The following is a 21667-nucleotide window of genomic DNA, read 5'->3' on the forward strand; positions in this document are numbered from 1 at the left end:
CATCCCTATTTATTCATACATTAATTGGCTATGTCGCCGACTCAACCGTGTTAATCTTCTCGCGCTGGCACGATCATAGTACGCCACCACGCTTTGCACGGCATCGCCGATTTGCACTTGCCCCACCACTTGGAAATATCGGCTTTGCGTGCTAAATTTTAATTCTATCACGGATACCGCATTCTGCCCTGTGCCTGCTGCTTTTTTTCCTAATAAATTGTGTTTGCTGGCGAATGCCATTAATTCGCTTTGGTTTTGTATTGGGTTAGACAGACGTTCTGCCAATAAGTTTTTGGCGCTTTCTATGGTCATCTCAAAATAGGCGGCAAAAACCTCGGGGCTGACGACATTCATATTGAGTTTTTCTGAGTTAATGGGCAAAAACGAAAAAAACGGAGACACGCGATGAATATCGGCTTCGGCCATACCTGCACTGGCAAACGCGCCAATCACACTGACCCGCTGACCTTGCCGTATTTGCTCAATCACCGCATCGGCCTGTCGGCGCGGTAACGCCAACAGCGAAAACAACCGATAAAAAACATCCACCGCAAACCGATCCGCAATCCGCAACTGCGCCAGATTAAAGCGCGAAGAGTACTCATTTATATGGCCGCTCACCTCACCGCCATCAATCGAATAAGCAGGCAAACGCTGCGCCCAGTCCTCATCCAAACTATCCGCACTGCTGCGATACTTATCCAGCACCAATACCCGCTCAGCGTAGGTGAGCAGCGCATCCGTATAGTGTTGTGCCTGATTTAAATGCGTCAACACGCTGGTACGCCGCAAATTTGCGTTGCTTGAGACGGTGACGTGCGTCATCACGGTAGTCACCACCACCACCAGTAATATTGCCATCATGATACTGACGCCTTGCTGGTGGCTTGGTCCACGCAACCGTGCCTGCACATAGTTAACCACCCAACGCCTCCATGACCGTCACTTCACCATAGCGCGCATGCGTAAAAATCAGTCCCATCGTCCGTGGCAGTTTTTCGTCTAGCCATTGGTTAACGCGGCGATTATCGTCATCATAAAAAATCAGTGACACTGCATCAATCTGCGTCAACACGATGCTTTGCTGTGATTGTCCTTGATAAACCGTCTCACGGACAAGGGTGTCGTCAGCCAGCAAGTAACGGACTTGCGTCACGCCTTGCAAGGTCTCGGCATTCGGCGCAATAAAAAACCGCCATAATTCAACAGCCTCAGTCGTTTGTTTATACTCACTACTGTCAAACAAAGACACCAAAGGCAACGATGCATTGGGCAACGGTGCAGTTTGCAGCTGCGACATGTCTTGTTGCAATATCCACAAACCGAGTTGCAATTCACGTAGCGTTTCACTGCGTTGTTCAACCACTTGCTGGGTCGTTAGTGATACCGTCAACAGACGATACCCCATCACGGCCAATAACACGACAATGGCCATCACCACAAGTAACTCAATCAGGGTAAACCCTGTTGCTGTGGCTTTCGTGGCTTTCGTGGCTTTCATCGGCTGTCTCATCAATCGTCTCATTGAATGCGACGAACCCTAGCAACGACTTGCCCAGACTGCGTATCCGTTAAGGTCGCTTGCAGCACTTGCGTTAGTTGATTTTGGCTAGGCTCAATCAGAATGTCCCAACGATACTGATAATGTGACATCCGATACGTACCACTGTATTGCCCCACACCCGCCAACTGCCCTGCCCCTAATTGTTTTTCATCTGATTGCCCAGATGTCAGTCGGTTTTGCTGAAATTCAAGGACAATATTATTTAGCGCACGCGTGGCTATGGTTCGCGATTCGCTGGTCATTAACGTATTAATCCCCGTCTGATTCACGGTCGTCAGCGCCGCAATCAGCAACGTAAAAATTGCCAATGCCACCAATGTCTCAATCAGCGTAAAGCCTTGACTTCGTTGGCGTATTTTTTTGTCAGTTCGATTCATTGGTATGCGTTTATCCCGTTCGTGTCACTCGCCAATGGCTAGTTGGGCTGCTGGCTGGGCTGACTGGGTTAATTGGGCTGGCTGGTCATCGGCCGTTAAGCGACCCAGTGCATCGCCGCTAATTTGCCGTGTAAAGCCGTTTTCGCTTAGCGTTAATTGAAACGCACTGCTTTGCCCTGTCGGCCAAAAATAAACAGGCGTTGCCGGCTGCAATCGCATGTCTAACCCTTGTCGCTCCCAGTCTATCGAACGCCTATTGAGTGCAAAAGGCTGCCACGTTAGATTATCCCGCTTTTCCGCATACCAGCCGTCTTGTGTGACTTGCATTCGCAAGACATTTCCCGAAAATAAGGCCTCTTCTTGTAGCGAACGATAAGCGCTCACGAGCGCCGCAGCGGTGGCGTTTAATTGTCTTTCGCCGCGATCAAACCGCAATTGGGTCAAGGCAATACCGCTGAGCACAGCGATAATCGCCAGCACAACAAGCGTCTCTAACAAGCTAAACCCTCGCGCTCGGCAAAAGTCGCCAGTCCGCACATCCATCGTTGCACTAATGGCTGACATTGATTACGCTGACATTGATTACGCTTTTGGGATCGCCAACATTGCTAGCATTACCACGACACCACGTCGGCGTTTTCACCTTCACCGCCAACAACGCCATCTGCCCCAAACGAATAAAGGTCAAAATCACCGTGCTGGCCTGGGCTCAAGTAGATATAATCATTCCCCCACGGGTCTTTGGGGAGTTTGCTGAGGTAACCCGATGTCGCGTAGTTTTTCGGCACAGGTGGCAGCGTTGGCTTTTCAACCAACGCTTGCAAGCCTTGGTCCGAGCTGGGATAAACAAAGTTATCAATTTTATAAAGCTGTAACGCTTGGCTAATTGCCGTTATATCGGCTGCCGCCGCCACTGCGCGCGCCTCACCTGGCTTATCAACCATTTTAGTCACAACAATACCTGCCATTACCGCGATAATCGCGATGACTACCACCAACTCAATCAACGTAAATCCACGTTGACACGCGGGCATCGTTTGCCGCTTGATTTTATTGCCTCGGTTTGTTTTTGCGTTTCGTCCTGCCATGAATACGTTCCTCATTAGTTTTTCATTATTTCATTCATTAGCACAGTATTTTAACAAAAATGTGGGCAAAACCATGTAAAAGAAATTAAAAAAGCATCACGTTTTACACAGACAAGGCTTTTTGCTTAGGTAATCTTAGCGTCGCTTCAAGCCACTTAGCGCCACTTAGCGCCGCTTCAAGCCTACAAGCCAATTCAGCAGCCGTCTTCAATAATCACCTTTAGCAGACACCAAAATTAATTGACCTGTCAATAAGTCCACCCTTAACGCAGATTTATTGTAAAATAACCGCTATGCGATACGTTGACTCACTAAAAAAAACGCTGAATAACCTACTCCCTGCTGGCATTAACCTCGGCATTACCCTTGTCCTGCTTGGTCTGTTGGCTTATCAGCTTGCTGGGCTGTTTTGGTCTATTACCCCTAGTTTAGCCGCCGCAAACGCTGCCACAAACACTGCGACAAACCCCGTTACAAAATCGACCAGCACTCAGTTTCAAACCAACACCACAAATACAGCAAACACAACAAACGCACCGTTGCCCAATTTTGTTTTCAGACAAACGAATACCAGTCAAGACGCAAACACATCGCTTAGCACATCACGCCCAGCAGCCGTTAAAGACTGGCAATTAATCGGCACTTATATCGACAATGCAGGCCCTCGTGTCGCCATTATCCGCACAAAAACGCAAAGTTTAGTCGTCTCAGCCAACGACATTATCACGCCTGAGAGTGACATGACGATTCGCCTCAACCCCGATAACGACCCAGATAACGACCCAGATAACGACCCAGATAACGACCCAGATAACGACCCAGATAACAACCCAGATAATCAGCCAGAAAATCAGTCAACAAGTCAGTCAGCAAGTGCGCAAGATATAGTCATTGCCGCCATCCACCCCCATCACATCTTAATAACGCACCAGGGGCAAACCATCACGCTGACCATGTCTGACACTGACACTGACACCAATGCGGATACCCAATCAATGCCTACCAACCCGACACAGACCCAAGCACGGCCACAGCTTCAAGCACTACTACGCCATATCCAGCCCATCGCAACCGACACACCAACACCAAGCTATCAAATTAAGCTAGACAACGCCAACCAACAAATCAAGGCAACCGTTGCCGCAATGGGGCTAAAAAATGGCGATGAAATTTTACAGATTAATAACCAATCATTAACACCCAGCCACGTAAACTCAATTTGGTCAAGCGTTGAAAAAAACAAAAAAATCAGTGCGAAAATTAAGCGAAACGGTACAATACGAGAAATTATTATTCCACTACCCCCTGCATTTTAACCATGCAACAATCGGTCATCACCATTGGGGAATTCATCGGTAACTAATGGGTAACTAATGGGTAATATTTACACTAAACATAGGCGTCTAATGGATTTAATAAAAAAATACAGACTAATTTTTTGTTTACTTATCAATGGCATTGCTTTTAGCGCGGCCGCTGAAAAAACCATTCAGCTCAACTTACAAGGCGCTGATTTGCGTGAATTTATCGAGACAGTTGCAAAGATAACCGGCAAAAATTTTGTCATCGATAACCAAGTACAAGGACAAGTCACCCTAATTAGCCCAGAAAAATTCGACAAAAGCGCGCTCAATCAAATTTTTGAAAATGTCTTAGCCGTCAATGGATACCAAGCCATCGATAGTGGCGCAGGTGTCACGAAAATTGTGCCAGCCAGCCAGCAATCGTTTATCGGATACAGCGGCGTATCACACGTCATCAAACCCAATTTTGTCAAAGCCAGTGAAATTTTACCCAGCATCCAGCCTTTGTTACCCGACGGCAACTTTATCAGCGCTGACAGCAAAAACAACCTCCTCATCCTCTCAGGAAAACCCGAAGATATTGACCGTGCTGTCCGTGTTATTGAGCGCATCGATCGCCAAAGTGCGACTGATTTTGAAATTGTACGCCTGCAAAATGCATCTGCCAGTGATATTGCCAGCACTGTTAACTTACTGCTTGGCGCAAATGCTGGCGCTAACGGCAGCCGTGTCGTTGCCGATGAACGTACTAATTCCATTTTACTGCAACAAACCAAGGCAGATAATCTACGCATCAAAGCACTGATTGCGCATCTCGACACGCCAATCGAACGGGCAGGCAACACCGAGGTCATCTATTTAAAAAATGCCAAAGCCAGCGATATTGCTCGAATTCTTGGGCAAACCCAATCGGCCTTGCTGACAGATAACAGCGCTAATATCAACGGCAATTTCAACGACAATGGGGCGCGACCAACCGCGCCTGCAGGCGGAGATGAAGGGGTAATTGACTTCACTAATCTATCGTCCACCCAACAAACGGCAATCAACATCCGTGCCGATGATGCGACCAACGCCCTGATTGTCACCGCGCCACCTGCGGCGATGCGCAATATCAAACAAGTGATTGGCAAACTCGATATTCGTCGCGCACAAGTATTAGTCGAAGCCATTATCGCAGAAATTGCCTTTGATGATATCGAAAATCTTGGCGTGCAGTGGTATGCTGCAGGTAGCTCTGGCACCATCCCCGTCGGCGTGATTGATTTTAATAATGCTGGCAGCTCTATCCTTAGCATCGCTGCGAGCGCTATCACGCAACAAGACGGCGACGATATCCCCGTCGATAGCACAGGCCGACCGGCGGCTATTTCTAGCGGCGCAACGTTTGGCATTGGTAATCGCAATGCTGGCGTTCTCATCAACGCCCTGTCGGCACTCAATAACAGCAATATATTGTCAACGCCGTCTTTACTGGTTATGGATAACGAAGAGGCTGAATTTCTCGTCGGACAAAACATCCCCTATGTGACGGGTAGCTTTTCAACCAGCGGCAATGGCAGCGACAACCCGTTTCAAACAGTCGAACGCCAGGATGTCGGCATCAAACTCAACATCAAACCGCAAATCAACGAAGGTGACACAATCGCCCTAGACATCTATCAAGAAGTCTCTAATGTCACTAGCGTTGACCCGCAACAAGGCCCAACAACGGCAAAACGCGCCCTAAAAACAACGGTATTGGTCGAAGACAATCAAGTCCTTGTTTTAGGTGGGCTAATCGACAACCAATCGACTGAAGGCGTGCAAAAAGTCCCTGGTCTCGGCGATGTCCCTGTGATTGGCAATCTATTTCGTTCGCGTAGCCAAGGGATGCGCAAACGTAACTTAATGATTTTTATCCGCCCGACAATTTTTCGCAACACCCAAGTCGCCAATTTTGCCACACAAGAAAAATACGATAGTATTCGGCTTCGCCAAATTGCCGATGACAACACACCGCCTGAATTCATCCTACCGCCCATTGCGCTAGATACGGATGATGACAACTCGGGTGATGGCAGCACCGAGTCGCTAATGCAAGCACCTGCCCCCGTTTACGAACGTAGCCAACCGCTCACGCCATAATCGCAATTGCACACCCATGTTATCCTATCGTTTTTGCAAAACGCACCAAATTGCCCTCAAGTCCTCCGACGGTGGCGCGAATTATACTTTGTGTTATGTCAAACCCATCAGCCCTGCCATATTACAACAAATCCAACAACAGTTTGACACCCCCCTTGCCTTTGAGCAGATCACCGAGCATGAACTCACGCATTTATTAGAAAACATGCACCATGCCCACGATAGCAGCACTGAAGCCGCCGTCGCCGCACTTAGTGAAGACATTGACCTTGCTGGATTTCGAGAACAATTCGCCCAGTCAATAGACCTCTTAGACACCGATAACGATGCACCGATTATTCGCCTGATTAATGCCATTTTAACAACGGCTATCAAACAGCAAGCATCGGATATTCATATCGAAAGCTTCGAACACCGTATTGCTGTCCGCATTCGGGTTGACGGTGTGCTACAGTCACTGATGGAGCCGCCTGTTGAACTGGCGCCTTTTTTAATTTCTCGCGTCAAAATCATGTCAGGGCTAGATATTGCTGAAAAACGCCTGCCGCAAGATGGCCGCATCTCAACACAAATTGCCGGCCGTGCCGTCGATATTCGTGTATCTACACTGCCTGTCGCCAATGCCGAACGCATTGTGCTGCGTATTTTGGACAAGGCCGCATCGAGTTTTACCTTGACCGAACTGGCCATGCCCGTACCTATCAAATCCAACATCGTCGAGCAAATACACCAACCCCATGGTATTTTTTTAGTGGTTGGCCCAACCGGCTCAGGAAAAACGACCACGCTGTATGCGGCGTTATCTGAATTAGACATCGCGCATAAAAACATTATGACTGTCGAAGACCCTATCGAGTATTTTCTGGACGGTGTTAGCCAGACGCAAGTCAACAATAAAATTGGCATGAATTTTGCCAAAGGACTGCGCGCAATCTTGCGACAAGATCCTGACATTATTATGGTGGGTGAAATCAGAGACCTAGAAACAGCAGAAATGGCCGTGCAAGCCAGCCTAACGGGGCATTTGGTTTTATCGACCTTGCACACCAATACCGCCACCGGCGCCATCACTCGATTACAAGAAATGGGAATCGCGCCTTTTTTGCTGAGCTCAACCTTAGGCGGTGTATTGTCACAGCGATTGGTGAGAAAACTCTGCCCACACTGCAAACAAACTGCCACCGCAACCACACTTAGCACCCATCTATTAGGACCGACTACCCCGCATTACGACGCTGTCGGCTGCAAACAGTGTAATTATATCGGCTATCGCGGTCGCGCGGGCGTCTATGAATTCATCCAGCTCGATCACAAAACCCGCGAGCTTATTGTGCAGCAAGCCAGCGAAAACGCCATTGAAAGTGCAGTCAGATTGGCGTTTCCTAGCCTACTTGACAACGGCCTCGAACTGGTCAAATCTGGCACCACGACCTTAAACGAACTCATGCGGGTTGCCGCGATGAGCGAACCGACAGGACAATATGAAGAAAAACAACCAACCGATTAGCGCCAGCACCTATTTCCACGGCAAAAGCTACACGGAAAAAATGATTTTGTTTACCGCGTTTGGCTTTGGTAGCGGGTTGGCTAAGTTCGCACCTGGGACTTGGGGGACACTTCCTGGGCTTGTACTTGCTTACTTCTTGATGCCGCATCCCTGGTTGCATTTGCTCACCATAGTCGCACTCACAGCGCTGGGTATTTGGTTATGCCAACGCGCATCCGACCTATTAAAAACACATGACCACAGTAGTATCGTCATCGATGAAATTGTCGGTGTTTGCATCACCCTGCTCTTTTTGCCCGCATCGCCTTGGGCTTTGCTTTTAGGGTTTGTTTTTTTCCGTTTTTTTGACATTGTCAAACCATGGCCTATCCGCTGGGTTGACCGCCGTGTACACGGCGGACTGGGCATTATGCTAGACGACATCATTGCTGGCGTGTTTGCCGCTGTTCCATTGCAGCTTATTTGGTATTACTTTTTTTAAACCGTCCGACTGGCTTAACCACACATTAACCACACATTAACCACACATTAACCACACAATTAACTGCTCACAACTGTCGACTCACCAAATACCCACCCTGCCAGCCCACCAAAAACCGATGGATGACGAGGTGGTGGTTATTGTGGCGTTATTGTATTGTTATTATTATGTTATTGCGGCGTTATTGTCGTGTTATTGCGGCAACAAGGACTTTTCTTCTAAATACTGTAGTGCACCAGGGTGATAAGGGACTTCGTACTGACCACTGGCCATCCTCACTGCACTCAACTGACTCAATGTCGGATGCACAGTACGCAAACCTGCGATATTTTCCAAGGCAGCTTTCGTTAAATTATAGATTGCGTCTGTATCGGCTTTTGCTGTTGTCACCAATACCGCACTTAGGCCAAACGTCGTTGCCGCGGTCTGGCCTGCATATAAATCCTCAGGCACCACCGATTGGACGTAATAAGGATAACGCGTCTGTAACGCCGCAATCTGCTCGGTCGACAAACTGACCAACTGCCCATCACAGCGCGACAAACTATTTCTGATATTATCATTCGGATGCCCAACCATATAGACCGTTGCATGAATTTCACCACTGCAAAGGGCATCCAATGCTGCGTCAGGTGACAGCTCCCGCGTTGATGCGAAATGGTTCACATCAAGCATCAAAGCATCTAGCAAGCGACGCATATTGAGATAGCTTCCTGAATTCAGCCCACCCAAATTAATGGTCTTACCCGCCAAATCATCGAAGGTTTTAATCCCTGATTTTTGTGTAGCAACAATCGTAAACATTTCTTGGTGCAACGAAAACATGACGCGCAATTGGTCATTGGCTTTATCAGCAAACGCCCCCGTTCCGTTATAGGCCGCAATTAACGTATCAGACTGCACAATACCCAAATCCATTGTACCCGCCGCCAATAATTGCAAATTATCAACCGAGCCACCTGTCGGTTGCGCAAAGCAGATAGATTTTTTCCCGTCGTCACGCGCCTCTTTCATATAACGGCAAACCGCACCACCCACTGGATAATACGCACCACCCGTGCTACCCGTGCCAATTTTAATAATATTGCCCTGACTCATCGCCAGCGCAGGTAGGCACATCGCTACCCACAATAAAATATTTAATCTATGTCTTCGTCTCATTTTTTTATTCAACCTTGAAAGTATTTTTGAATCATCTGCTATATGAATTAATACAGTATATCAGAAACCCGTATTTGAAAAAGCTTTTACGCCGTCACATTTATTGAATTTTTACATACAAGAAAAACAAATTTGTTATATAATATAGCCTCGTCAATAAGAGCCAATTGTTTTAACAGGCTTTTTTGTCGAAATTAACTCTATAAAAAAACGATAAAGCTTTTATCTAAAGGAGAAAAATACATGAAAAATGTAGTTAAACTATCATTACTAAGTGCAGCAATTGCGACAGGCTCTATGGCAATCGCTGAGGAACAAAAATTTGTCACCATCGGTACTGGTGGTCAAACTGGCGTCTATTACGTTGTTGGACAGTCTATCTGCCAATTGGTTAACCGCTCAATTTCTGAGCATGGCATCAAGTGTAATGCACCCTCAACAGGCGGCTCCGTGGCTAACATCAACGCCATCGGCGCGGGTGAGCAAGACATGGGTGTAGCACAATCAGACTGGCAATACCATGCCTATAACGGCACTGCGCCAGATAAAATCGCTGAAAACAAAGAAATCCGTGCTGTATTCTCTGTTCACGCCGAGCCATTAACGGTTGTTGCACGTGCAGACTCTGGTGTCACGCACATGAATGAAATCAAAGGCAAGCGCGTTAACATTGGCAACCCAGGCTCAGGTACACGTGGTACCACCGAAGTTGCGATGGAAGCACTCGGCCTATCTGCTGGCGACTTAGCACTTAGCTCTGAGCTAAAAGCAGCAGAAATGGCAGCAGCCCTTTGCGATAACAACCTAGATGTTATCACTTATGTTGTCGGTCACCCATCAGGTGCTATCAAAGAAGCTGGCGCATCTTGCGAATCGGTTGTTGTCCCCGTCACAGGCGAAGGCATCGATAAGTTAGTTGCTGACAACCCATACTATGCCAAAGCAACCATCCCAGGCGGCATGTATAACGGCACTGACGCAGACGTTGAAACGTTTGGTGTATATGCTACGTTTGTTAGCTCGACCAATACCGACGAAGAAACCATCTACCAAGTCGTTAAGGCTGTCTTTGACAACTTTGAGCGTTTCAAAAAGCTTCACCCTGCGTTTGAAGGGCTAAAAGAAGAAGACATGATTAAAAACGCCTTATCTGCACCACTACACGATGGCGCGATTAAGTACTACAAAGAAAAAGGCTGGATGTAATCAGCTGCCAAAGAAAAAGCAGGGGCAATCCCTGCTTTTTCTTTTTATAACAACATAAAACAAATAACTAAAAATAAGCATTATTAAAAACAAACATTTGGTCATTTAAAGAGAGGCTGATTATGAGTACAAAAACCAATCAAATGTCAGAGACCGAGCTGCAAGATTTAGTTGCCTCGACTGACACCGGCGGGCGAAACCCTGGTGGTTTTCCTGCAAAATTGATTATTTGGGTAGCGATTGCATGGTCATTATTCCAATTATATTTTTCATCGCCATTGCCCTTTATCTTTCAGGCATGGTTAAACGGGCAAGGCATTAGCCTCAATGTCGCATTGGATGATACCAAAGCACGCTCTATACACTTGGCATTTGCTTTATTTTTAGCCTTTTTATCTTACCCTGCTTTTAAATTTTCACCGCGCCACAAAATCCCTGTTCCAGATTGGGGATTAGCGGTTATCGGGGCTTTTTTAGGCGCCTATTACTTTATTTTTTATCACGGCATCGTCAATCGCCTTGGCACACCAAATACCATGGATATTATTGCAGGTATTGCGGGAATTTTGATTTTGCTAGAGGCCACTCGCCGTGCGTTAGGGCTCCCGCTGGCCATTATTGCCATTGTCTTTATCTTGTTTAATTTCGCAGGCCCTCATCTACCACAACTCGTTGCGCATAACGCCAATCGAATCACAACCATTATCAACCAGCAATGGCTAACAACCGAAGGGGTGTTTGGTATTGCACTCGGTGTCTCGACCAAGTTTGTTTTCTTATTCGTGCTCTTTGGCGCTTTACTAGACAAAGCGGGCGCGGGGAATTATTTTATCAAAACCGCGTTTTCCTTGATGGGTCATTTCCGTGGTGGCCCCGCCAAAGCAGCGGTTATCGCCTCTGCTTCTACTGGTTTGATTTCAGGCTCTTCTATCGCCAATGTCGTCACCACAGGAACGTTTACCATCCCTATGATGAAACGCGTTGGGTTTTCATCAGAAAAATCTGGTGCTGTCGAAGTCGCCTCATCGGTCAACGGTCAAATCATGCCACCTGTTATGGGTGCGGCGGCGTTTTTGATGATTGAATACGTGGGTATTAGTTATTTTGAAGTCGTCAAACACGCCATCATCCCTGCGCTCATTTCATACATTGCGCTAGTGTATATCGTGCATTTAGAAGCACTAAAAGCGGGCATGAAAGGCCTTGACAGACCCAAAGCCCCGCCGCCAGTACTGACACGCTTGTTTATTTGGGCGACCATTATCGTTGGCATCCTCATTCTTTCTGTTGTCTTAAAGTATGGATTAGGCTTTATCAAAGACATTTTTAAAGACCAATCACTGTATGCGGTCGCGGTGCTGATTTTGGGCGCTTACATTGGACTTGCTTGGTGGTGCGCCAAATTCCCTGTCCTAGAGCTTGATGACCCGAATTCAGAAGTCACTGTGCTACCTTCGGTCAAAGAAACCGTCAACTCAGGATTGCACTTTTTACTACCGGTCGTTGTGCTAATTTGGTGCTTGATGGTAGAGCGTATGTCGCCTGGCGCATCGGCTTATTGGGGCGCGGTAACATTAATCTTTATCTTACTAACACAGCGCGCTTTGTTTGCCTTTTTCCGTAACCAAGGCGAATACGGCAACAATCTGAAACTCGGCTTTGCCGACCTGCTTTCTGGTTTAGAAACGGGCGCGAGAAACATGATTGGTATTGCCATTGCAACCGCAACCGCAGGCATCATTGTCGGTGTTGTTGCCCTGACTAATATTGGCGCACCACTTGCACAAGTCGTCGAAATCATTTCAGGCGGTAATATTTTAGTGATGCTCATTATGGTTGCGTTTTTGAGTCTTATTCTTGGGATGGGGCTTCCAACGACTGCTAACTATATCGTGGTTTCGTCGCTACTCGCAACCGTTGTTGTCGAAGTTGGCCGGCAAAACGGGCTCGTTGTCCCCTTGATTGCGGTGCATTTGTTTGTCTTTTATTTCGGCATTATGGCCGATGTCACCCCACCCGTCGGGCTCGCGTCATTTGCGGCCGCGGCGGTCTCTGGCGGCGATCCGATTAAGACAGGATTCATTGCCTTTTTCTACAGCTTACGAACGGCTATTCTTCCGTTTTTGTTTATTTTCAACACGGACTTACTGCTGATTGATGTCACCGCGGCGCAGGGGGTACTGGTCTTTATTGTCGCCACCGTCGCGATTCTGGTCTTTACCGCGGCATCACAGGCTTATTTCTTTGATCGCTGTAATATAGTTGAAATTTTGGTTTTATTACTCATTGCTTTCACCTTATTTAGACCAGGATTCTTTATGGAGCGTATTTCACCATCATACGACACCGTCAACGCGTCTGATTTTGTATCAGCATTAGCAGATGCCCCGACTGATCGCGAGATGATTGTAGAGATTAGCGGCCTCAGTGATATTGGCGAGCCGATTACTTTCTATACACCATTGCCGATTGCGGGGGCATCAGCAGAAGAGCGTCTAGATAATCTGGGTGTCACCCTAATCAACAAAGACGGCAAAGTCATTGTTGACGATGTGACCTTTGATTCTCCTGCCAAAAAAGCAGGGCTAGACTGGGATCAAGAAATTCTAAGCGCAAGAATTCCAAAAGCCAGCTACTTACCCAAGGAGCTACTATACATCCCAGCACTCGGCGTGTTGGCTGCGATTGGCTTCTTACAGGCAAAACGCCGCCGCAAAAAGCTTGCCGCTGCGACTATCTAATGGAGAAACGACATGTTTAAGAATGTATTACTTGCTATCGACTTAAATCACAAAAACCAGCATCAGGCCGCGATAGACGCGGCCAAGCAACACGCTGAAATGGGCAGTCAGTTGTATGTTGTCTCTGTCATCCCATTAATCGAAACCGAAGGATTTGTCTCCTCTTTTCTACCACAGGGCTATGACAAAGCACTCATAGAAAAAGGGCAAAATGTGTTGCGTGAATTCACCCAAACACACCTGAGCGGCGTTGATAATATCAAACACTTAGTGACGCACGGCAAAGTCTACGAACGTATTGTAGAAATGGCTGAACAACTGAGCATTGATTTAATTATTACCACTGCCAACAACCCAGTTGATCCAAAGCACCCCAACAATTTTGGACCTAATGTCGCCCGCATTTCACGTAATGCGGGATGCTCGGTACTGATTATTCGATAGCGTGTCACTGGTCGGTTTGACCAGTTGACTTTAATAATTTGTGTTGCCGATTAGTTAGCCTATTGGTGAGCCGATTATTTAGTATTGGCTACATATTGGCTACGCATTGATCGCGTATTGATTAGGGTTGGTTAGGGCTTCACAAAAAAGTTACGAAGCCAACACGCTATTTATTGCCTATTCGTGGTAAAATCCCTCATTTAGTGACTACTTTAGATGAGGGATTTTTTATGACCAAGGTCAAGCTTTCTTTAGCGATTACCCTGGCGCTGGCTTTTTCTAGCCACGCACAAACCAACACAAACACCATCCCACCTGCGCCGCAGTCCGCGCCAGGTCAATGCCATGCACTGGTTAATGTCCCTGCAAAGCTCACCTCGACGGTTGCCGAAATCATCAGCCAAGAAGCGGGTGAAACCCTAGAGGTCATTCCCGCCAAATACGAATGGGTAGAAAAACAAATCCCTATTTCAGAGGAAGAAAAATCCTTTGAAATCGTGCCAGCCACCTATAAAACCATCGAAGAACAAGTCTTGGTTGAGCCTGAGCGTAAGGAATTTGAAATCATCCCCGCTAAGTTCGAAGAAACCAGCGAAGAGATTTTAGTCAAACCCGCCATACGTGTTTGGCAACGCGCCCAAGGCGGTGCAGCAGCACTCACGGGGGAAGTGATGCGTTTGGTAGAAATTCCCGCCGAATATGAAACCGTTGTCAAGCGCAAAATGGTTGCCCCACCACAAATACGCGAAGTCATCATCCCTGCGGTTTTCGCAAGCGTTGAAAAAAAAGTCGTCGACACACCCGCTACCACTCGTGAAGTATTGATTCCCGCTGAATTCAAAACCATTCGCGTTAAAGAATTAGTCGAAGAAGCGCAAGAAATCAGAACACCAACCCAAGCAGAAATGCAACAAATCACCAAACAAGAAGTCGTAGAAGAAGCCCAATTCAAGTGGCAACGCGTCCCTTGTGAAAGCGATTTGAACGAAGAAAACATTATTGCGATTCAAAAGGGGTTGCGTGCCGCAGGCTACGACATCACCGCGGATGGAAAATTTGGCGCTGGCTCACTTGAGGCACTAGAGAAATACCAAGAGGCCAAAGGGCTTGCAAAAGGTGCGATTACTATTGAGACCATGCGCAACCTCGGCGTTAACATTGATTAATCTGCTGACTAATCTGCTGGCTAGATATTGACTAAACGCTAAGCGCCACGGCAATATTGACAATCGTGGTAACCGTGACAATCGTCAATATCAGCCTATGCCGTCCTATATCAGCCTATGTTAACCTATGCTAGCCAATCAAATACCAGCCAATAAGATGCCAGCCAATAGCAAAATGAGTCTGCGTAATGCAATTTGAACTCCTTAACACAGACGACCACGCACGCCGTGGTCGTCTGACGTTGTCGCGTGGCGTGATTGAAACACCCGTGTTTATGCCAGTTGGCACGGTAGGCACAGTTAAATCACTCACCCCGGCAACACTCAAATCGTTTGACACGCAGATTATCTTAGGAAATACATTTCATCTTTACCTGCGCCCTGGCTTGGACGTCATTCGCGCCCACGGCGGATTACATGGATTTATGGGATGGGATAGACCCATTCTCACGGACTCAGGCGGATTCCAGGTATTTTCTTTGGCTAAAAAGCGTAAAATCAACGAAGCGGGCGCTATTTTCGCATCGCCCGTGGACGGTAGCAAGGTCATGCTATCTCCCGAAATTTCCATGCAGATTCAAACAACACTCAATGCCGATATCGTCATGATTTTTGATGAATGCACCCCGTATCCCGCCAGCAAAAACACCGTCAATGAGTCCATGCAACTCTCACTGCGCTGGGCGGCCCGTTCTCGTGATGCGTTCGACCAACTCAACAATCAAAATGCATTGTTTGGCATCGTTCAGGGCGGTATGCATGCAGACTTACGACAAGAATCAGCATCCGCCTTGCAAGATATCGGTTTCGATGGCTATGCCCTTGGTGGACTCGCGGTTGGCGAAGACTTTGCCATTCGCAATGAAATGGTGTCACACATTACACCGATGCTACCAGCTGACAAGCCACGATATTTGATGGGCGTTGGAAAGCCCAAAGACATTGTTGAAGCAGTTAAACGAGGGGTTGATATGTTTGACTGTGTCATGCCCACACGAAACGCGAGAAATGGCAGCTTATGGACACAATTTGGTGAGTTAAAAATTCGCAATTCACGCTATAAAATGGACACAAATCCGCTTGATTCTGATTGTTCGTGTTATACTTGCCAAAATTTTTCGCGGGCTTATCTCCATCATCTGGATAAAACCAAAGAGATACTCGGTGCACAACTTAACACCATCCATAACGTGCACTACTATCTAACCCTGATGCAACAAATACGAGATGCCATCGAATCTAACCAATTTGACGCGTTCTGTGAACATTTTTACGCGCAATATGCGGTTGGCATTACGCCATAAATTGATAAAATAAACAAACAAAAACCATTATTTTAGAGAGGTAAATGATGATTTCTATTGCACACGCACAAACAGCAGGCCAATCAGGCTCAGGCGAAAGTTTCACGACATTAATTATGTTGGTCGCGATTTTTGCGATTTTTTATTTTTTGGTCATTCGCCCGCAACAAAAAAAACAAAAAGAACTTCGTGGTCTCATTGAGGCACTCAAAAAAGGTGACGAGGTACTAACCGCTGGTGGCATTGTCGGTCGCATTGTTGACTTAGACGAGCAATTCATCGACCTTGAAATTGCGCCAAACACCACCATTAAAATGCAAAAGAATACGGTGATTAATTTGCTCCCTAAGGGTAGTTACAAAGGTGGTAATGGTGGCAGTGGCAAAAACCAAAAATAACCCGACATCAATACAATTAAACACAAAATAAACTTAATCACGCAATAAAAACGCTGTTATGCCAGACAGGTTAGTTTACCTGTCTTGGTTTATTTCTATGGAAACGACACAATGAAACACTACCCACTTTGGAAAATTGTCTTAGTCTTTGCTGCCATCGCACTCGGATTCATCTACGCTTCGCCGAATTTATATCGCGATCAACCAGCGATACAGCTCAAACCCATTAGCGAGCAAGACAGCCTGAATCTTGCCGAAGGAAATAAACAACAACAAATAGAGACCTTACTTAACAACCAGCGTATTGCCTTTGAAAAAATCACGGTTGGCGAAGACAGGCTGATTGCCATATTTCCTGATGCCACCAACCAAGCCCAAGCCAAAGCCGTTTTTGAAGCTGAACTGAGCAGCCAATACTATACAGCACTCACACTAGCACCCAATAGCCCAGACTGGTTACAGTCTCTGGGGCTAAAACCCATCAACAAAGGACTCGATTTGCGCGGCGGCGTTAGTCTGTTGCTTCAGGTCGATACCAGCCTGCTCATTGACCGCATGTCCGATACCAACCTACAAGACATCAAAGCCATGCTAGACGATGCCAGCATTGCCTACAACACCCTAAACCGTCAGCCCAATGGGGCCATCGACATTGCACTGGTTAATGCAGACGACAGAGCCAATCTGCAAAACCTGTTGTTTGAAAAGCGCCCCGACTTGTTAGTCACGCCAGATTTACAAAACCCGTCTAAATTAATCGCTGGCATTAGTGATGCAGAGCTCGAAAGACGCAAGCAAATCGCCGTTGAGCAAAACACCGTCACCTTACGGACTCGGATGAACAGCATTGGCGTTGCCGAGCCTTCGGTTACGCGCCAAGGCAGCGACCGAATTGTTGTCGAATTACCAGGTCTTTCTGATCCCAACGATGCCATCGCACTAATCCAATCAACGGCAACCCTCGAATACTACATGGTCGACGAAGAGTCGACTTCGTCAGGGCGCGGGCGGTTTGGTGTTAAGTTTTTGTACGACGAGAATAATCAACGGATTGCCCTTGATCGTCGTTTAATCATCTCAGGAGACAACATCATTGATGCCAGCTCATCCTACGACCAACAGCAAGGGCAGCACATCGTCTCGGTTGTTTTGGACGAAGCAGGCGCATCTAAAATGGGCGAAAACACACAGCGAAATGTCGGCAATCGCATGGCAGTTGTCTTTATCGAGTACAAACCCGTTCAGGAAAAAGCCGAAAACGGAGACACCGTCACCACCCTGCTCAAAGAGGAAAAAGTTATTTCTGCAGCAACGATCCAAGGACAATTTTCTAAACGCTTTCAAACCACAGGGAACTTCACCGCCACTGAAGCGCGAAATTTGGCGCGCAGCTTACGCTCTGGTGCACTTGCAGCCCCTGTATACGTCATTGAAGAACGCACCATAGGACCTAGCGCAGGCGAACAAAATATCCGCCAAGGAACACTCGCTATTATTCTCGGGTTTGTCCTCGTGATGATATTTATGGGGCTATATTACAAAAAATTCGGTCTCGTCGCCATTACCGCCTTGTTACTTAACGTCATCTTTATTATCGCGTTACTGTCCTTTATCGGGGCAACATTGACCTTGCCGGGTATTGCAGGCGTCGTTTTGACGATGGGGATGGCCGTGGATGCCAATGTCCTCATATTCGAACGCATCAAAGAAGAACTCAGGCTCAATAAATCGCCCAAAGAAGCCATCCAGTCAGGCTTTGATAATGCCTTCTCAACCATTATGGATGCCAATATCACCACCCTTATTGCGGCAGCTATTTTGTTCGCCTTTGGTACGGGGCCGATCAAAGGGTTTGCCGTCACACTATCGATTGGCATTCTAACGTCTATGTTTACCGCCATTGTCGTGTCTCGGTTTATCATCCATTACTGGCTTGATAAAAAGAAACAAATTAACGCACTGTCTATATAATTCAGGAGAAAGCCATGCAATTCGTATCAAAAAAATTAGCGAACCTGGATTTTAATTATTTGAGCAAAGTTAAAACAACTTTCTTTATTTCGTTGATTTTAATTGTCATTAGTATCTATTCATTATCGACTCAGTGGTTAAATCTAGGACTTGACTTTACGGGCGGTATCACTGTCGAGTTACAAGCAACACAAAATGTTGACACCGAAACCATTCGCAACACACTCGCTGAAAAAGGCTTTCCTGATAACCAAGTTGTCCATTATGGCACAGAAAGCACGATTCAAATTAAAATCCCACCCACACTAAATCAAGAAAGCGATGTCTCGACCGAATTACAACACGCCTTGGCTGACAGCGGTTATCAATTTACCTTTCTCGGGCAATCCTTAGTCGGCGCACAATTCGGGCAAGAGCTGGTTGATAAAGGGCTTTATGCGCTCATTATTGCCCTTGCGGGGATTATGCTTTACGTATCCATTCGCTTTCAATGGAAACTTGCATTGGGCGCGGTTGCCGCTTTGGCACACGACCTGCTGATTACACTGGGTTTTTTCTCGCTGACACAAATTGAGTTTAACTTAACCGTCCTTGCCGCGCTACTTGCCGTACTGGGTTATTCTGTCAATGACACCGTGGTTGTATTTGATCGTATTCGAGAAAATTTTCGCCTTATGCATCAGGAAAACGAATTCAATATTACCAATCAATCAATCAACCAAACGATGCCAAGAACATTAATCACATCAACCACAACGCTACTGTCGGTTGCTGCACTGGCGATTTTTGGCGGCCCTATTTTGTTTGGTTTTTCTTTGGCGTTAATTGTCGGCATCTTAATCGGAACGTATTCGTCGATATTTGTTGCGAGCGCTTTGGCGATGCAGCTTAAGCTTAGCAAAGACGACCTAACCCCCAAAGCACCTGAAGACATTGATGATTTACCTTAAAAAAATCCCTGATTTATTCAGCGTTGCCTTAAGCAAAGCTCCCACTCGCCAATGACCCAATAAATAGTTAAGGCAAAAAATAGCTAGGCAAGAAAAAGCTACGCCGTTGTGGGCAAAAACGCCGCGACACAATCATTCAAAAAGCGCTGACCCTGAGCGGTTGGCGCAATCCACTGACCTTCCCATGTTAATAGCCCAGTGTCGACCAGTTTCATCAAAACAGGGGTTAGCGTATCCAATGAAACCAACCCACGGCTTGTTATTAAGCTTTGATTAAAGCCACCACAAAGCCGCAGGGCATTTAGCATAAACTCAAAGCCTTTCTCAGCGGTTGGCACTGGCGTTTCTTGACGTAAATTATCTGCGGCTAAGTATTGTTTCGGATGCTTAGGCTTTAGCGTACGAATGATGGTTTGACGGCCATCAATGCCTTCACCACCCGTTGTTATTTTTCCATGCGCGCCCGCACCAATACCTAAATAATCACCGTATTCCCAATAATTGACATTGTGCGCCGAAGTGCGCCCCTTTGTCCAAGCAGAGACCTCATAACGTCGAAACCCTGCTTCAACAAGCCTTTCACTGGCCAGTTCAAATGTGTCAATTATTTGGTCTTCTTCGGGTAGTCTAGGGGGGCGATGCGCAAAAGCGGTATTGGGCTCGATGGTTAATTGGTAATACGATAAATGTTCAGTCTCTGCCGCGATGCCTTGCTCAATATCGGCAAGCATTTGTGCAGCCGTCTGCAAAGGCAGCCCAAACATTACATCTATATTGATATTGTCAAAGCCTGTCGCCTTAGCTATTTCAACCGCACGTATTGCCTCGTCGCGATGGTGTATTCGCCCCAACGCTAACAATTGTCGATTATTAAAACTTTGTACCCCAATCGACAGGCGATTAACACCCGCTTGTCTATACGCTGCAAAATGGGCAGCATCCACCGTGCCTGGGTTGGCTTCTAGGGTAATCTCTGTATTTTTATTGATACTCAGCTGCTGCGCTACGCCGTCCAATAAACGCGCTATACTCGCACCACTAAATAAACTCGGTGTCCCGCCGCCTATAAAAATCGATTGCAACGGTCGCCTTTCTGTAAATCGGCTAACATCACTAGCCAAATCCATTAATAAGCGATCAATGTATTGCGATTCGTCTGGGGCTCCCTTTAGTTCGTGCGACTTTAATTCGTGCGAATTAAAGTCACAATAAGGACATTTCTGCACACACCAAGGGATGTGAATATACAAAGAAAGTGGGATAGCATTCATAGTGGCAGTTACCGAAAAAATACCACCATTGTAGACTATTTATTTAGCAAATCCTATAAACCCAAGCAAAAGTATCTGATGCTTTGCTAGTACAAGCTAGCTAACGCCTATCCGTCTTTTACTACAGTCTGGTTTTTTCTTTTTTTTCTTCGATTTCTTTGCAATCGATACACAGCTCAGCCGTCGGTCGAGCTTCTAGGCGTTTGATGCCAATATCAACACCACATTTTTCGCAATACCCAAAATCACCGGTAACAATGCGCTCCAATGCAGCATCGATTTTGTAAATCAATTTTCGCTCACGGTCACGCGAACGCAGCGTCAACGAAAACTCTTCTTCTTGTGAAGCTCGATCAGCGATATCTGCCAATTTTGATGTGTCTGACTGTAGATGCACTTTCGTATCTGATGCGTGATCTAAGATGCTTTCTTTCATCGACAATAACAGCTGTTTAAAATGCGCCAGCTGGCGAGCATTCATATACGCTTCATTTTTTTCTAATTGATAGCTAGCGTTTTTTAGTTCGTGTTGCAGTAATTCCATTTGGCACCTCCCACATAGTGGGTCATCGCGGTTAAAAAAGCACAATATAACGGTTTTTTGCAC

General features: G+C 46.6%; 20 protein-coding genes. 12 read left to right on the plus strand and 8 right to left on the minus strand.

Features of this window, described 5'->3' with window-relative positions; translation table 11 throughout:
* Nucleotides 1–9: 9 nt before the first annotated feature.
* The 5 genes from GCU85_RS02785 to gspG are packed head-to-tail and all read right to left on the minus strand — an operon-like array spanning nucleotide 10 to nucleotide 2975.
* Nucleotides 10–864 carry a type II secretion system minor pseudopilin gene (locus tag GCU85_RS02785; protein WP_152809120.1) on the minus strand — a complete coding sequence of 285 codons (855 nt, stop codon included), beginning with the start codon at nucleotides 862–864 and terminating at the stop codon, nucleotides 10–12.
* A 52-nt stretch (nucleotides 865–916) separates the two neighbouring features.
* Nucleotides 917–1501 carry a type II secretion system minor pseudopilin GspJ gene (gene gspJ, locus GCU85_RS02790; protein WP_218110496.1) on the minus strand — a complete coding sequence of 195 codons (585 nt, stop codon included), beginning with the start codon at nucleotides 1499–1501 and terminating at the stop codon, nucleotides 917–919.
* Between the two features lie 20 nt (nucleotides 1502–1521).
* Entirely contained in the window at nucleotides 1522–1941 is a 420-nt protein-coding gene (locus tag GCU85_RS02795; RefSeq protein WP_152809124.1) for a type IV pilus modification PilV family protein, read from the minus strand.
* Nucleotides 1942–1965: 24 nt separating this feature from the next.
* Nucleotides 1966–2505 (minus strand): prepilin-type N-terminal cleavage/methylation domain-containing protein, encoded by a 540-nt coding sequence (locus tag GCU85_RS02800; RefSeq protein WP_152809126.1) that lies wholly within the window; start codon nucleotides 2503–2505, stop codon nucleotides 1966–1968.
* 50 nt (nucleotides 2506–2555) lie between these two features.
* Nucleotides 2556–2975, minus strand: coding sequence for a type II secretion system major pseudopilin GspG (gene gspG, locus GCU85_RS02805; protein ID WP_152809355.1), 420 nt, complete (start codon nucleotides 2973–2975; stop codon nucleotides 2556–2558).
* 347 nt (nucleotides 2976–3322) lie between these two features.
* On the opposite strand from gspG, the gene GCU85_RS02810 reads away from it, so the two are divergent.
* The 4 genes from GCU85_RS02810 to GCU85_RS02825 all read left to right on the plus strand — a co-directional run bounded on the left by GCU85_RS02810 (nucleotide 3323) and on the right by GCU85_RS02825 (nucleotide 8448).
* On the plus strand, nucleotides 3323–4345 hold the full coding sequence (locus tag GCU85_RS02810; RefSeq protein WP_152809128.1) for a hypothetical protein: 1023 nt from the start codon (nucleotides 3323–3325) through the stop codon (nucleotides 4343–4345).
* Nucleotides 4346–4435: 90 nt separating this feature from the next.
* A complete protein-coding gene (gene gspD, locus GCU85_RS02815) occupies nucleotides 4436–6460 on the plus strand; it encodes a type II secretion system secretin GspD (RefSeq protein ID WP_218110497.1) in 2025 nt (674 codons plus the stop codon).
* Between the two features lie 16 nt (nucleotides 6461–6476).
* Nucleotides 6477–7967, plus strand: coding sequence for a GspE/PulE family protein (locus tag GCU85_RS02820; RefSeq protein ID WP_152809132.1), 1491 nt, complete (start codon nucleotides 6477–6479; stop codon nucleotides 7965–7967).
* Nucleotides 7942–8448: a phosphatidylglycerophosphatase A family protein gene (locus GCU85_RS02825; RefSeq protein WP_218110498.1), complete on the plus strand. Its 507-nt coding sequence runs from the start codon at nucleotides 7942–7944 to the stop codon at nucleotides 8446–8448. The genes GCU85_RS02820 and GCU85_RS02825 overlap by 26 nt, the downstream gene beginning before the upstream one ends.
* A gap of 192 nt (nucleotides 8449–8640) precedes the next feature.
* Here GCU85_RS02825 and GCU85_RS02830 read toward each other — a convergent pair whose 3' ends face one another.
* Nucleotides 8641–9609 carry a TAXI family TRAP transporter solute-binding subunit gene (locus GCU85_RS02830; protein WP_152809134.1) on the minus strand — a complete coding sequence of 323 codons (969 nt, stop codon included), beginning with the start codon at nucleotides 9607–9609 and terminating at the stop codon, nucleotides 8641–8643.
* Between the two features lie 243 nt (nucleotides 9610–9852).
* Here GCU85_RS02830 and GCU85_RS02835 point away from each other — a divergent pair, with 243 nt between their 5' ends.
* The 8 genes from GCU85_RS02835 to secF all read left to right on the plus strand — a co-directional run bounded on the left by GCU85_RS02835 (nucleotide 9853) and on the right by secF (nucleotide 19789).
* Nucleotides 9853–10815, plus strand: a complete 963-nt coding sequence (locus GCU85_RS02835; RefSeq protein WP_152809136.1) for a TAXI family TRAP transporter solute-binding subunit — start codon at nucleotides 9853–9855, stop codon at nucleotides 10813–10815.
* A gap of 122 nt (nucleotides 10816–10937) precedes the next feature.
* On the plus strand, nucleotides 10938–13556 hold the full coding sequence (locus GCU85_RS02840; protein ID WP_152809138.1) for a TRAP transporter permease: 2619 nt from the start codon (nucleotides 10938–10940) through the stop codon (nucleotides 13554–13556).
* Between the two features lie 12 nt (nucleotides 13557–13568).
* Nucleotides 13569–14000: a universal stress protein gene (locus GCU85_RS02845; protein ID WP_152809139.1), complete on the plus strand. Its 432-nt coding sequence runs from the start codon at nucleotides 13569–13571 to the stop codon at nucleotides 13998–14000.
* A gap of 230 nt (nucleotides 14001–14230) precedes the next feature.
* A complete protein-coding gene (locus GCU85_RS02850; RefSeq protein ID WP_152809141.1) occupies nucleotides 14231–15166 on the plus strand; it encodes a peptidoglycan-binding domain-containing protein in 936 nt (311 codons plus the stop codon).
* 188 nt (nucleotides 15167–15354) lie between these two features.
* Entirely contained in the window at nucleotides 15355–16470 is a 1116-nt protein-coding gene (gene tgt / locus GCU85_RS02855) for a tRNA guanosine(34) transglycosylase Tgt (protein ID WP_152809143.1), read from the plus strand.
* A gap of 44 nt (nucleotides 16471–16514) precedes the next feature.
* Nucleotides 16515–16868 carry a preprotein translocase subunit YajC gene (gene yajC / locus GCU85_RS02860; protein ID WP_152809145.1) on the plus strand — a complete coding sequence of 118 codons (354 nt, stop codon included), beginning with the start codon at nucleotides 16515–16517 and terminating at the stop codon, nucleotides 16866–16868.
* A gap of 111 nt (nucleotides 16869–16979) precedes the next feature.
* Nucleotides 16980–18839 (plus strand): protein translocase subunit SecD, encoded by a 1860-nt coding sequence (gene secD, locus GCU85_RS02865; RefSeq protein WP_152809147.1) that lies wholly within the window; start codon nucleotides 16980–16982, stop codon nucleotides 18837–18839.
* A gap of 14 nt (nucleotides 18840–18853) precedes the next feature.
* A complete protein-coding gene (secF, locus tag GCU85_RS02870; protein ID WP_152809148.1) occupies nucleotides 18854–19789 on the plus strand; it encodes a protein translocase subunit SecF in 936 nt (311 codons plus the stop codon).
* Nucleotides 19790–19887: 98 nt separating this feature from the next.
* Here the strand turns inward: secF and hemW are convergent, their stop codons facing one another.
* Entirely contained in the window at nucleotides 19888–21060 is a 1173-nt protein-coding gene (gene hemW / locus GCU85_RS02875) for a radical SAM family heme chaperone HemW (protein WP_152809150.1), read from the minus strand.
* A 121-nt stretch (nucleotides 21061–21181) separates the two neighbouring features.
* A complete protein-coding gene (gene dksA, locus GCU85_RS02880; RefSeq protein ID WP_152809152.1) occupies nucleotides 21182–21604 on the minus strand; it encodes an RNA polymerase-binding protein DksA in 423 nt (140 codons plus the stop codon).
* Between the last annotated feature and the right edge of the window lie 63 nt (nucleotides 21605–21667).

Origin of the sequence: Ostreibacterium oceani, from assembly GCF_009362845.1 — a bacterium.
Classification (GTDB): domain Bacteria; phylum Pseudomonadota; class Gammaproteobacteria; order Cardiobacteriales; family Ostreibacteriaceae; genus Ostreibacterium; species Ostreibacterium oceani.